The organism is Paraburkholderia sp. GAS82 (assembly GCF_050436285.1).
GTDB classification, from domain to species: Bacteria; Pseudomonadota; Gammaproteobacteria; order Burkholderiales; family Burkholderiaceae; genus Paraburkholderia; species Paraburkholderia phenazinium_B.
In genome coordinates this window covers 1,281,879-1,294,654 of record NZ_JBNDLX010000001.1, presented here as the reverse complement: position 1 = coordinate 1,294,654, position 12,776 = coordinate 1,281,879, and the positions used below count along the sequence as shown (strand labels likewise).

The following is a 12,776-nucleotide window of genomic DNA, read 5'->3' as shown; positions in this document are numbered from 1 at the left end:
TACAGTGCAAACAAGCGCTCCGTTCTTCCGGCAGCGCACCTGTTCACCTTCGAGGATATGTCATGAACGATTTCAGTCAACCGGTCATTGATTCCATACACAAGCCGCGCGACGCGCAGAAACCTCGCGAACGGTATGCCGCGGGCGTCATGAAGTATCGCGAGATGGGCTACTGGCAGCCGGATTACACGCCGAAAGATACCGACATCATCGCGCTCTTTCGCATCACGCCGCAGCCCGGTGTCGATCCGGAGGAGGCGGCGGCAGCCGTGGCCGGCGAATCGTCGACGGCAACCTGGACCGTGGTATGGACCGATCGCCTGACCGCCTGCGACATGTACCGTGCGAAAGCCTACCGCGTCGATCCCGTGCCGGGCGCAAGCGCCGGCGAGCCGCAGTATTTTGCGTACATCGCCTATGAACTGGATCTGTTCGAAGAGGGTTCGGTCGCCAACCTGACCGCCTCGATCATTGGCAATGTATTCGGCTTCAAACCGCTCAAGGCGCTGCGTCTCGAAGACATGCGCATACCTGTTGCTTATCTGAAGACCTTCCAGGGGCCGCCGACGGGCATCGTCGTCGAGCGCGAGCGGCTCGACAAGTACGGCCGGCCGTTGCTTGGCGCGACCGTCAAGCCGAAGCTCGGTTTGTCGGGCAAGAATTATGGCCGGGTCGTATACGAAGGATTGCGCGGCGGCCTCGATTTTCTGAAGGACGACGAAAACATCAACTCGCAGGCCTTCATGCACTGGCGCGACCGTTTTCTGTTTTCAATGGAGGCAGTGAATCGCGCGCAGACGGAAACGGGTGAAGTCAAAGGCCACTACCTGAACGTGACGGCCGGCACGATGGAGGACATGTATGAGCGTGCCGAATTCGCGAAGCAACTGGGTTCCTGCATCGTCATGATCGATCTCGTGGTCGGCTGGACGGCGATTCAATCGATGGGGCGCTGGGCGCGCCGCAACGACATGATTCTGCATCTGCATCGCGCGGGTCACAGTACCTATACGCGGCAGCGCAATCACGGCATCTCGTTTCGCGTGATCGCGAAGTGGCTGCGCATGGCGGGCGTCGATCATGCGCATGCGGGCACCGCGGTCGGCAAGCTCGAAGGCGATCCGCTGTCGGTGCAGGGCTATTACAACGTGTGCCGCGAGGCGCACAACGAGGTCGATCTGTCACGCGGGATTTTCTTCGACCAGCCGTGGGCGGGTTTGCGCAAGGTGATGCCGGTGGCCTCGGGCGGCATTCATGCAGGGCAGATGCATCAACTGCTGGACCTGTTCGGCGACGACGCGATCCTGCAGTTCGGCGGCGGCACGATCGGTCATCCGGCCGGTATCCAGGCGGGCGCGGTAGCGAATCGCGTTGCGCTCGAAACGATGGTGAAGGCACGCAACGAGGGCCGCGACATCGTGCACGAAGGGCCGGAGATTCTCGAAGCGGCGGCGCGCTGGTGCACACCGCTCAAGCAGGCGCTCGATACGTGGCGGGATGTGACGTTCAACTACGCGTCGACCGACACGCCGGATTTCGCCGCCACGCCGACAGCGGCCTGAGCGGCGGCTATCCAGAGCGGGTATTCAAGGTTTCTCAATGCAGGTCCGGTAGCAGTGCAGCCGCACTGCGCGGAAAACCGTTGGCGCCGTTTCCGAACGATGCATTCATCAGCGAGGTACGTCATGCGTATTACACAGGGTACGTTTTCCTTCTTGCCGGAACTGACCGACGCGGAGATCGGCTTGCAGATCGACTACGCGCTGGGCCAGGGCTGGGCCTGTTCGGTCGAGTACACCGACGATCCGCATCCGCGCAACACCTATTGGGAAATGTGGGGCCTGCCGATGTTCGACCTGCACGATGCGGCCGGCGTGTTGCAGGAAGTGAAGGCGTGCCGCGCGGCGCGGCCGCAGCACTACATCAAGATCAACGCCTTCGATTCGGTGCGCGGCTTCGAGACGATGCGTCTGTCGTTCATCGTCAACCGCCCGGACGAGGAACCGGGCTTTCGCCTCACGCGCCAGGACGGGGTGGGACGTGTGCAGCGTTACGGGCTGTCCGGCTACGCGGGCGACCGGCCCTCAGGTGAGCGATATGTACCGGGGCGCTAGAAGATGAACTGCGCACAGGTGCCCAATGTCGATCTCGCCGCGCTCTATCGCGACTCCGGCATCGGCGACGTGCTGGCCGAACTCGATCGCGATCTGGTCGGGCTCGCCCCGGTGAAGACCCGCATTCGCGAGGTCGCGGCCCATCTGCTCGTCGAGCGGGCCCGCGCTTCGCTCGGTCTCGCAGGCGGCGCGCCGACCCTGCATATGTGCTTCTCCGGCAATCCGGGCACCGGCAAGACCACGGTCGCGCTACGCATGGCCGAAGTGCTGCACCGGCTGGGCTACATTCGCCGCAATCACCTGGTTTCGGTGACGCGTGACGACCTGGTCGGTCAGTACATCGGCCATACCGCGCCGAAAACGCGCGAGGTGTTGAAGCGCGCGATGGGCGGCGTGCTCTTCATCGACGAAGCGTATTACCTGTATCGCCCGGAAAACGAACGCGACTATGGTCAGGAGGCGATCGAGATCCTGCTGCAAACCATGGAAAACCAGCGTGACGATCTCGTCGTGATTCTCGCTGGCTACGCGGCGCGCATGGAAGTGTTCTTCGAGAGCAATCCGGGCTTCCGTTCGCGGATTGCGCATCACATCACGTTTCCCGACTACGACGACGCGGAACTGCTCGACATCGCCGAGCGGATGCTCGCGACGATGCATTACCGCTTCGACGCCGACGCACGGCGCGCTTTCGCGGACTATCTCGCGCTGCGCACCCGCCAGCCGAATTTTGCTAACGCCCGTTCGGTGCGCAATGCGCTCGACCGTTCGCGGCTGCGTCAGGCCAATCGCCTGTTCGCCACGGCGATGCGGGACGGCGCGGCCATCGACGCCGCCGCGCTCACCCTGATTGCGGCCGTTGACATTCGCGGGAGCCGTGTGTTTGCCGAAACGCCCGCGGCAACCGACGGGGGGCCTGCGTCCTCCCATGCGACGCACGCCGTGCTGGCGCCGCCAGGCTAAACGAAAACCATCCCTCAGGAGATCGCCATGCAAGACGGACGTACGACCCTCTCGAAGTTCCTGATCGACACGCTCGACCGCCAGCCTGGAGCGCAGAACGCGGGCCTTTCGGCGCTCCTGATCGACGTGGCCGCGGCGATCAAGTCGATCTCCGCGATGCTCACCAAAGGCGCGCTTGGCGGCCACTACGGCTCCGCGCATAGCGTCAACACGCACGGCGAGGAGCAGAAGAAGCTCGATGTCGCGACTAACGAGATCTTCGTGCAGCAATGCGAATGGGACGGACTGCTCGCGGCGATGGCGTCCGAGGAAATGGAGGCGGTCTACCCGATTCCGCCGGGCTATCCGCGCGGCGACTATCTGCTTGTCTTCGATCCGCTCGACGGTTCGTCGAATATCGACATCAACGGCGTGGTGGGATCGATCTTTTCGGTGCTGCGCAATGAAAACCCGGCGGATTCGCAGGCGCCGGTGGGCGAGTCCGCGTTTCTGCAGCCGGGCCGCGAGCAGCTCGCAGCGGGCTACGCCGTCTACGGGCCTTCGACGATGCTCGTGCTCTCGGTCGGCAACGGCACGCATGGCTTCACGCTGGAGCGCGACATCGGCAACTTCGTGCTCACGCATTCGAACATTCGCATTCCAGAAGACACGGTTGAATTCGCCATCAACGCGTCGAACGAACGGTTCTGGGAACCGCCCGTGCGCCGCTACGTACAGGAGTGCAAGGACGGACGCAGCGGTTGCCGTGCAAGCGACTTCAATATGCGCTGGATCGCATCGATGGTCGCCGAGGTGCATCGCATCCTGATGCGCGGCGGCGTGTTCATGTACCCGCGCGACTCGAAAATACCGGCCATGGAAGGGCGCTTGCGGCTGCTGTACGAGGCCAACCCGATGAGCTTTCTGATCGAACAGGCCGGCGGCCTTTCGATCACCGGGCGCGAACGTATTCTCGACGTCGTGCCGCGCACGCTGCATGGACGCGTGCCGGTGATCCTCGGTTCGAAGAACGAGGTGGAGCGCATCGAACGCTATCACGGTGAATACGACCGCGGCGAGGATCGACCCTTCACGTCGCCGCTCTTTAGCCGTCGCTCGCTGTTTCTGCCCGGCTTCACGGCTTAAATCATCCGGAGACAAACGCATGTCAAGCAAACACCCGATCGTCGCGGTGACCGGTTCGAGCGGCGCCGGCACCACGACTGTGATGAAGAGCTTTACCCATATTTTCCGGCGCGAAAAGATCAACGCGCAGATCGTCGAAGGCGACGCCTTTCATCGTTATGACCGCAACGGCATGCGCGAAGCCATGAAACAGCACGAACGGGATGGCGCACCGAACTTCAGCCATTTCGGGCCGCAAGCGAATCTGCTCGAAGAACTCGAGGCGCTCTTCGCCCGTTATGGAGAAAGCGGCGCCGGGAAGTTGCGCCACTATGTGCACGACGAGCCCGAAACGCGGCTCTACAAGCAGGATGCCGGAACCTTCACGCCATGGGAGGAGGTGACGCCGGACACCGATCTGATGTTCTACGAAGGCCTGCACGGTGCGGCGGTGACGGACAGCATCGACATCGCGCGGCATGCGGATCTGCTGATCGGCGTCGTGCCGATCATCAATCTCGAATGGATCCAGAAACTGCATCGCGACCAGACCATGCGCGGCTACTCGCATGAGGCCGTGGTCGATACGATCCTGCGGCGCATGCCTGACTACGTCAACTATATCTGCCCTCAGTTCTCACGCACGCATGTGAACTTCCAGCGCGTGCCGACCGTGGACACGTCGAATCCGTTTACCGCCCGCGAGATTCCGCAGCCGGACGAGAGCTTCGTCGTGATCCGTTTCGCGCGGCCGAAGGGGATCGACTTCCAGTATCTGCTGACGATGCTGCACGACTCGTTCATGTCGCGGCCGAATGTGATCGTGGTGCCAGGCGGCAAGATGGGCCTCGCGATGCAGCTGATTTTCACACCGATGATTCTGCAACTGATCGACCGGCGCTCGCGCGCCTGAGGCGCCGCGCCGCATGGTGGGTTGATTTCGTGCAAGGAGAGCTTCGATGAGTACCGTCGCAAAATCCATCGCAACATCGGCAGCACCCGTCACACCTGCAGCCGCGGCGACCCGTCTGATGGCCGACGCGCTGCGCATGCTCGCGATCGATGCGGTCGAAGCGGCGAAATCGGGTCATCCGGGCATGCCGCTCGGCATGGCCGAGATCGCCGTCGCGCTGTGGGATCGCCATCTGAAACACAGTCCGCGCAATCCTGCGTGGCCCGATCGCGACCGCTTTGTGCTGTCGAACGGGCATGGCTCGATGCTGTTGTACGGACTGCTGCATCTCACCGGCTACGACCTGCCGATCGGCGAACTCAGGCGCTTCAGGCAACTGCACAGCAAGACGCCGGGGCATCCCGAAGTGGGCGTCACGCCCGGCGTCGAAACGACCACGGGGCCGCTCGGCCAGGGACTGGCCAATGCGGTCGGCATGGCGCTCGCCGAGGCGCTGCTCGCGCGTGAATTCAACCGGGCCGGCCATGCGGTCGTGGATCACCGCACCTACGTGTTTGCCGGAGACGGCTGCCTGATGGAAGGCATCTCGCACGAGGCGGCCTCGCTCGCCGGTACGTTGAAGCTCGACAAGCTCACGGTGCTGTACGACGACAACGGCATCTCGATCGACGGCCACGTCGCGCAGTGGTTCAGCGACGACACGCCGGCGCGTTTTGCGGCCTACGGCTGGCACGTCGAGCGTGACGTGGATGGACACGACGTCGAGGCGGTCGATCGGGCATTGTGTGCTGCGCGCACGGCGGGCCGGCCGACGCTGATCTGCTGCAAGACGGTGATCGGCAAAGGGTCGCCATCGAAAGCAGGGACGCACGATGTGCACGGCGCGCCGCTCGGTGCCGATGAAGCCGCGAACACGCGACGCGCGCTCGGCTGGGAGCATCCGCCGTTTGCGATGCCGGCCGAGGTCCATGCGCTCTGGGACGCCGGCGAGCGGGGCGCCACTGCTGAAACCGACTGGATGAAGCAATTCGAAGCCTATCGTAAGCACTATCCGCATGAAGCCGCTGAGTTCGAGCGCAGGGCGCAAGGCACGCTGCCCGCGCAGTGGCACGATGCGGTCCGCGCGATGTTGCGCGACGCAGACGGCGCGGCGGAGTCGATTGCGACACGCAAGGCCTCGCAGCAGGCGATCGCCGCACTCGCCCGGACGTTGCCGGAATTGCTGGGCGGCTCGGCGGACCTGACCGGCTCGAATCTGACCAACTGGAAAGGAGCGGTCGACGTCCATGCGGACGATAGCGGCCTGCAAGGCGGCAACTATCTGCACTACGGCGTGCGCGAGTTCGGCATGAGCGCGGTCATGAACGGCATTGCGCTGCATCGTGGCTATATCCCGTTCGGCGGCACCTTCCTCACGTTTTCCGATTATTCGCGCAACGCGTTGCGTATGGCTGCGTTGATGAAGCTCCGTTCGATCTTTGTGTTCACGCACGACTCGATCGGCCTCGGCGAAGATGGGCCGACGCATCAGTCGGTGGAACATGCGGCGAGTCTGAGGCTGATTCCGGGGCTCGACGTCTGGCGCCCGTGCGACACCGTCGAAACTGCGCAGGCGTGGGCCTGTGCAGCGGAGCGCGGCGGACCGTCATGCCTGCTGCTGAGCCGCCAGAATCTGCCGTTTGCCGCGCGCAGCGGCGCGCAGATCGAGGCGGTCGCGCGGGGTGGGTATGTCTTGCGCGACTGGGCGGATGCGGCGGCGCAAAGCCGCGTTGTCCTGCTCGCCACCGGCTCGGAAGTGTCCCTTGCGCTCGACGCCGTCGCGCCGCTGGCCGAAGCCGGTATCGCCGCGCGCGTCGTGTCGATGCCGTCCACCAGCGTGTTCGACCGCCAGCCCGGCGCGTGGCGCGACGCGGTCCTGCCGCCAGGCGTGCCGCGCATTGCGGTCGAGGCGGGGGTTCGCGCGTTCTGGCGGCAATACGTGGGCCTCGAAGGCGGAGTTGTGGGCATCGATACGTTCGGCGAGTCCGCACCCGCTGCCGCGCTGTTCAAGCATTTCAATCTGACCGTGCAGGCGGTGGTGGATGAAGCCATCCGCGTCGTGCAATGCGCGCAACGGGCGCCATGGACATTAACAGGCGTCCACGCGGCGAGCTGATCCGATTCGATTCGACTTCGAGGAGTTTGCAATGGCCTTCATCGCACTGCGGCAACTATTGGACCACGCGGCCGAGCACGGCTACGGCGTGCCCGCGTTCAACGTCAACAATATGGAGCAGATCCAGGCGATCATGCGGGCCGCCGAGGCGACCGCGAGCCCGGTGATCCTGCAGGCCTCGGCGGGCGCCCGCAAGTATGCGGGTGAACCGTACCTGCGGCATCTGGTGCTCGCCGCGCTCGAGGCGCATCCGGATATCCCGCTCGTGCTGCACCAGGATCATGGCGCGAGCCCGGCGGTATGTCAGCAGGCGATCCGCTCGGGCTTTACGTCGGTGATGATGGACGGCTCCCTGTTGCCGGACCAGAAGACGCCCGCTGCCTACGGGTACAACGTCGACGTGAGCCGCCGGGTTGTCGAGGCGGCGCATGCAGTGGGTGTGTCTGTCGAAGGTGAGCTGGGTTGTCTCGGTTCGCTCGAAACCGGCGCGGCGGGCGAGGAGGACGGCGTCGGCGCCGAGGGGCAACTTTCGCGCGACGAGCTGCTCACCGATCCGCGCGAGGCACAGTTTTTCGTGGAGGCGACCGGCGTCGACGCGTTGGCGATTGCGATCGGCACCTCGCATGGCGCCTATAAATTCAGCCGTGAGCCGACAGGCGACATTCTTGCCATCGACCGGATCGTCGAGATTCACGAACGGATTCCGAACACCCACCTCGTGATGCACGGCTCGTCGTCGGTGCCGCAGGAGTGGCTCGCGGTGATCCGCGAATACGGCGGCGAGATTCCCATGACGTACGGGGTGCCCGTCGAAGAAATCCAGCGCGGCATTGCGCATGGTGTGCGCAAGGTCAATATCGATACCGACATCCGGCTCGCAATGAGCGGCGCTATGCGCAAGTCGCTGGCCAATGCCCGCTCGGAGTTCGATCCGCGCGCCGCGTTGAAGGCGGCGACGGCGGCCGCGAGCGCGCTTTGCATCGAACGTTTCGAGGCGTTCGGATGTGCGGGCCAGGCCTCGCGCATCAAACCGCTGCCGCTCGATGCGATGGCGCGCCGCTACCACTAGGTGTGCAGCAGGCCACCGGCGCATGGGCAGTGATGTGATGAATCGGCGCGGCTGGGTTAGCCCTCAGCGCTTTTTCATCGTCTCGCCTGGCGCTTGCCACGCCATGAGATCCTGTTCAGGCCGGTCGATCGCGCAGCCCCAGTCGAGCGGCTGGTCCTGATCGAAGCGCTTGCCGAGCCGCCAGGCGATCTCGGCGCGGGCGAGCTGGACGCCCATATAGAAGGCGTGGCCGCCGTCGGTTTCGAGATTCAGGTCGGGGTAGAGCGCGAACGGGTCGCCCGCCTGGCGATGTCCGTCGCGGTTGTAAACGTGAATGCCGTCCGCGCTGACCTGGACGCGAAAGTTGGGGTCCCGCACCTCGCGCGCAACCTCGGCGATTTCGGCGGTGCTGTATGGAAAAGGGCGTTTGGCGTGAACCGTCGCGAGATCGCTGTTGATGCCCTTAGGCAGCACCTGTGCTTCGCGGGCGGCGTACATCACCCTGCGCGCGACATCGGCTTCGCGGACCGCGCGCCGTGCGTGCAGGCTGACTGACGTGGTGAGCACTGCGCTCACACGTAGCTCCGCTGCCATGCCAAGCAGTACCGCGTTGATGCCGCTCGTATCGGCCTCGGTCAGTTCAGTCACGTTGCCGATGCCCATCATGATGCCGATATCCGGGTAGCGTTCGCGCAACCGGACATAACGCGCAATCGATGCGGCGAGACCGAACGGAATCGGATCGAGAATGGGGTCGGCGAGAAACGCGCGGCCGCGTGCGGCGAGCCGCTCGATCGCGGCATCGAGCGAGGCCGGGTCTGCCGGCTCGCGGGCGACGAGGATCGGCGTGGACGGCACCTCGTCAGCAATCCAGAGCGTGTCGAGGTTCAGGCTCATCAGATAATCCGCGCCCGCACGGCCGCCACGCAGCAGTTCGTCGCTGCGCATCGAATCGACGCTCACGCGATACCCCTGAGCTTTAAGCAGGCATACCGCGTCTTCGAGATGCGGAAACGGCGTTTCGGGCAGGCAACCGATGTCGATCACATCGGCGCCTTGCGCGACGTACTCGCGCGCACGTGCGGCGATGCCATCCAGATCAAGCCGCGGCGCATCGACGATCTCGGCGAAGATCCTGGTCTCGTAACGCGTCAGATCGAACGGTTGCGCCTCGCGGCCGAAGAATTGCGGCAAATCCTTGACCTCTTCCGGACCTCGCTCGAACCGCACGCCGTAGTGCCCGGTCAGCGCAGCGAGATCGCCACGGCAACGCCCGGGCACGATGACCCGCTGCGCCACGAGCGGGACGGGAATGCGGCGGCGAATCAGGTCGGCCGTCATGAGCGCTGCGACCTGCAGGCCGATTTCGCGGATTTCCCAACTGAACGGAGTCGGCGCCATGCTTTCGAGCGTTTGAATCAGGCTCTTTTCGGCGAGCCGGCCAGTCAGGAAGACGATATGGTCCATGTCAATGCACGGCCGGGCAGCGATCGCAGGGAGCGTGGGGGCTGTTCATATATTTACGCGCGACAGGCGCTCACCGAGCGCCGCTTTCAGTTCATCCAGCGAGCGCACGAGTGTCGTGTATTCGAAGCGCGACAGGCGCTCAACGTTGTCGAGTTCGATCGCCCGCGGACGCAGTTCGACCCATTCGTTCGGGCTCTGCGTCACTACGGTCGGCTCCGTGTCGCATGCAAAGACAATGCCCGGAATGCACTGCTTGCCCGCCTGCGCGTACATGTTGGTCGGTAGCGTGTCGGAGATGCCGAATGCGCATTTGGCCACGGTGTTGCTGGTGGCCGGCGCGATCACCACCGTGTGGTACATGCCGTGGTAGAGCATACCGACCGGCACGCCGCTCGCACTATTGTCGCGAAACACGCGGAAGTGCTTACGCAGCTTCGGCAGGGGCCAGCCATAGAGTGGCAAGACTTCCTCCGCGGCTGCGGAAAGGAAGAGATCGACGCGCGACAGTTCGAGCGCGAGCGCGATCGACTCGTCGAGCAGATGCCCGGAGCCTGTTACGCACCAGGCGAAGCGCGCATCGGGCTTGAACTCGGCGAGACGACGAGCGGGCGTCTGGGTCATGCGTCGTCGATGGGCGGCGACTCTTTGGAGAACGAATCGTCGGACGGCATCTCGTCGGCCGGCTCGCCGGCGATTGCGGAGCCGTCGTGCGACAGGCGGATATGCAGCCGGCGCATCTTCCGGTACAACGTGTTGCGGCTGATGCCAAGCGCCTTGGCGACGTTGCTGACGTTCCAGCGGTGCTCGTCGAGCAGCGTCAGAACGGTCCCGCGTTCGTTCAACTGGATGGCGTTGAGCGCGGAAAGATCCACTTCGTCGTCCGGATGCGGGTCGACGTCCGGCACCGCCGCGCGCAAAGCTGCCACCGGCCCGTTTTCCGGCATACGTTGGGTGATTTCGCCAGGCAGGTCCTGGCAGCGGATGGGTTGTCCGTCGCAAAGCGCAATGGCCATCTGCAATACGTGACGCAACTGGCGGATATTGCCGGGCCATGCATACGTCAGCAACGCCTGCTCGGCTTCCGGGGTCAGCTCGGGCGGATCGTTGTTCGTTTCTTTTTCGAGCAGATGATGGATCAGCGCGAGCTTGTCGACCCGTTCGCTGAGTGGCGGCAGATTCAGTTCAACACCCTTGAGCCGGTAATACAGATCCTCGCGAAACTGTCCGCCGTGCACGAGTTCGAGCAGATTGCGGTGACTGGCGCTGATGAGCTGGAAATCGACCTTGATGGTCGTTTCGGCGCCGAGCGGCGTGACCTCGTGTTCCTCGATCACGCGCAGCAGGCGCGCCTGCAACGCGAGCGGCATGTCGCCGATTTCATCGAGGAAGAGCGTGCCGCTATTGGCCTGCACGATTTTGCCACGCCGTCCTTCACGCTGTGCGCCGGTAAACGCGCCCGCCCGATAGCCGAACAGTTCGCTTTCGATCAGATTTTCGGGCAGCGACGCGCAATTCACCGGCACGAACGGACCGGATGCGTGCGGGCTGATGCTATGCAGCGCTTGCGCGAAGACTTCCTTGCCGGTACCCGTTTGCCCTCTGAGGATGATCGGAATCTTGCGCTGGACCACTCGCGCCGCGAGCTGGATTTGCGAGGCCATGCGCGGATCGCCGAATTCCAGGTGCGCGATCTGGTCGAGCCGGGCCGGCGCCGGCCGCTTCTCGGGCGCGCTGGCACGCGTCACGGGCGCTGTCCCCGCCACTCGCACGCCACGTTCGGCGCTGCTTTGCGGCGTCTGCGCGACGAGAAAGAAGCGGTTGGTCGCGTTAGCGCTGTACACGGTGACCGGATGGAACGACCCGCGGATGCTGCGCGCGATCATGTCCTCGAGCGAAGCATTGAACGCTTCCTCGATGCGCCGGCCGCGCAGTTCGCGCAGCGAGCGGAAGCCGAGCTGGAACAGCGCGCTGCGGTTTGCGGCGAGCACCGTGCTGTCGTCCGCCACCGCCAGTTTGCCGCCGTGCAGCGTACCGACGAATTCCGGGCGGCTGTGAAAATGGATCATGTTCGCGTGCCGGTAACGCGCATCCAGCAGACGGTTTTCGATCATCTGCCGCGACATGCCGACCAGCACCAGAGAATGCTGCTGCAGCAGCTTCGAGCGGCTCGTCACATCCAGCACACCGGCAATTTCGCCGCTGTCGTCGAAAATCGGCGCGGCGGAGCAGGTGAGGGACGTATAGCGCGGATAGAAATGCTCGTGCTGGCAGACGGCGATGCAGTCGCGTTCGGCGAGGCACGTGCCCATGCCGTTCGTGCCGGCCTCGCGTTCGCTCCAAAGAGCGCCGACGCGAAAGCCGTCCGCGGCGACCGCTTCGGCGAAAGGCACCGACGAAACCTGATGGACGATCATGCCGCCGGCATCGACCAGCACCACCGCAAGTTCGGGATCGGCCAGTTGCTGGTAAAGCGTGGTCATTTCGAGCTTCGAGCAGGCGATCAGATCGCCCATTGCCTCGCGGCGCGAACTGAGTTCATAGTCGGTCAGAACAGGGGGCACGACAAAGCGGGAAGGGTCGAGCTGGAATTCGTTCATGCAGCGCGCCCATGATTGAGCGACGGGGTCGCTCGTCGGGCGGGTCGCCAATTGATGATTGACGACGTTCAGAACTTCACGGACGTGCATGGTGCTGTCAGTGAGCAACGACATGGGGTTTGTCTCCGTTGCGTCAATTCGTCCGTGCCGGCTCACACTGCGTTGCTGCTGCCTTGCTTCGCCATGCGCGTACGAGTGCCGCTTTATCGATACCGTCTTCCCCTCGCGCTACGGTTCTGGGTCCATATGCGCACCGAGTGATTAGTCCTTATACCAAGCATCGGCTTAAAACTCTACGCCGGATGTCGCTCCCGTTCAATAAAAAAGTCGCAATAGCCCTGGATAGCGTGCGCGATTTTTGCTTTTCTCATCATCGTGCCCGAATGACTTCCTCTGCTGGCCGAAGGCGAGGAGA

10 protein-coding genes are annotated in these 12,776 nt (G+C 63.9%); 7 read left to right on the top strand and 3 right to left on the bottom strand.

Going from position 1 to position 12,776, the window contains the following annotated elements:
• The first annotated feature begins 62 nt into the window (after positions 1–62).
• From P3T17_RS05665 to fba, 7 genes are all read left to right on the top strand, one after another.
• A complete protein-coding gene (locus P3T17_RS05665; RefSeq protein ID WP_429405215.1) occupies positions 63–1,562 on the top strand; it encodes a form I ribulose bisphosphate carboxylase large subunit in 1,500 nt (499 codons plus the stop codon).
• A 123-nt stretch (positions 1,563–1,685) separates the two neighbouring features.
• Positions 1,686–2,114 carry a ribulose bisphosphate carboxylase small subunit gene (locus P3T17_RS05660; protein ID WP_429288407.1) on the top strand — a complete coding sequence of 143 codons (429 nt, stop codon included), beginning with the start codon at positions 1,686–1,688 and terminating at the stop codon, positions 2,112–2,114.
• Between the two features lie 3 nt (positions 2,115–2,117).
• Entirely contained in the window at positions 2,118–3,077 is a 960-nt protein-coding gene (gene cbbX, locus P3T17_RS05655) for a CbbX protein (protein WP_429405213.1), read from the top strand.
• A gap of 27 nt (positions 3,078–3,104) precedes the next feature.
• Positions 3,105–4,202, top strand: a complete 1,098-nt coding sequence (locus P3T17_RS05650) for a class 1 fructose-bisphosphatase (protein WP_429405211.1) — start codon at positions 3,105–3,107, stop codon at positions 4,200–4,202.
• Between the two features lie 19 nt (positions 4,203–4,221).
• Positions 4,222–5,094, top strand: coding sequence for a phosphoribulokinase (locus tag P3T17_RS05645; RefSeq protein ID WP_429405209.1), 873 nt, complete (start codon positions 4,222–4,224; stop codon positions 5,092–5,094).
• A 46-nt stretch (positions 5,095–5,140) separates the two neighbouring features.
• Positions 5,141–7,249 (top strand): transketolase, encoded by a 2,109-nt coding sequence (gene tkt / locus P3T17_RS05640; protein WP_429405207.1) that lies wholly within the window; start codon positions 5,141–5,143, stop codon positions 7,247–7,249.
• A gap of 31 nt (positions 7,250–7,280) precedes the next feature.
• Positions 7,281–8,318, top strand: coding sequence for a class II fructose-bisphosphate aldolase (fba, locus tag P3T17_RS05635; RefSeq protein ID WP_429405206.1), 1,038 nt, complete (start codon positions 7,281–7,283; stop codon positions 8,316–8,318).
• Between the two features lie 63 nt (positions 8,319–8,381).
• Here the strand turns inward: fba and P3T17_RS05630 are convergent, their stop codons facing one another.
• From P3T17_RS05630 to P3T17_RS05620, 3 genes are read right to left on the bottom strand one after another with little or no spacing between them, the layout of a single operon-like run.
• Complete coding sequence (locus P3T17_RS05630; RefSeq protein WP_429405204.1) at positions 8,382–9,764, bottom strand: DUF6513 domain-containing protein; 1,383 nt, start codon at positions 9,762–9,764, stop codon at positions 8,382–8,384.
• Between the two features lie 45 nt (positions 9,765–9,809).
• The gene (locus P3T17_RS05625; RefSeq protein WP_429405202.1) at positions 9,810–10,385 is read right to left on the bottom strand and encodes a flavoprotein; all 576 of its coding nucleotides are present in this window, start codon (positions 10,383–10,385) and stop codon (positions 9,810–9,812) included.
• A complete protein-coding gene (locus P3T17_RS05620) occupies positions 10,382–12,475 on the bottom strand; it encodes a sigma-54-dependent Fis family transcriptional regulator (protein ID WP_429405200.1) in 2,094 nt (697 codons plus the stop codon). The genes P3T17_RS05625 and P3T17_RS05620 overlap by 4 nt, the downstream gene beginning before the upstream one ends.
• Between the last annotated feature and the right edge of the window lie 301 nt (positions 12,476–12,776).

Bases quoted from the DNA above. Each gene is read 5' to 3' on its own strand.
- P3T17_RS05650 (WP_429405211.1), top strand. From the start codon at position 3,105: ATGCAAGACGGACGTACGACCCTCTCGAAGTTCCTGATCGACACGCTC.
- P3T17_RS05645 (WP_429405209.1), top strand. From the start codon at position 4,222: ATGTCAAGCAAACACCCGATCGTCGCGGTGACCGGTTCGAGCGGCGCC.
- fba (WP_429405206.1), top strand. From the start codon at position 7,281: ATGGCCTTCATCGCACTGCGGCAACTATTGGACCACGCGGCCGAGCAC.
- P3T17_RS05665 (WP_429405215.1), top strand. From the start codon at position 63: ATGAACGATTTCAGTCAACCGGTCATTGATTCCATACACAAGCCGCGC.
- P3T17_RS05660 (WP_429288407.1), top strand. From the start codon at position 1,686: ATGCGTATTACACAGGGTACGTTTTCCTTCTTGCCGGAACTGACCGAC.
- cbbX (WP_429405213.1), top strand. From the start codon at position 2,118: ATGAACTGCGCACAGGTGCCCAATGTCGATCTCGCCGCGCTCTATCGC.
- P3T17_RS05625 (WP_429405202.1), bottom strand. From the start codon at position 10,385: ATGACCCAGACGCCCGCTCGTCGTCTCGCCGAGTTCAAGCCCGATGCG.
- P3T17_RS05620 (WP_429405200.1), bottom strand. From the start codon at position 12,475: ATGTCGTTGCTCACTGACAGCACCATGCACGTCCGTGAAGTTCTGAAC.
- P3T17_RS05630 (WP_429405204.1), bottom strand. From the start codon at position 9,764: ATGGACCATATCGTCTTCCTGACTGGCCGGCTCGCCGAAAAGAGCCTG.
- tkt (WP_429405207.1), top strand. From the start codon at position 5,141: ATGAGTACCGTCGCAAAATCCATCGCAACATCGGCAGCACCCGTCACA.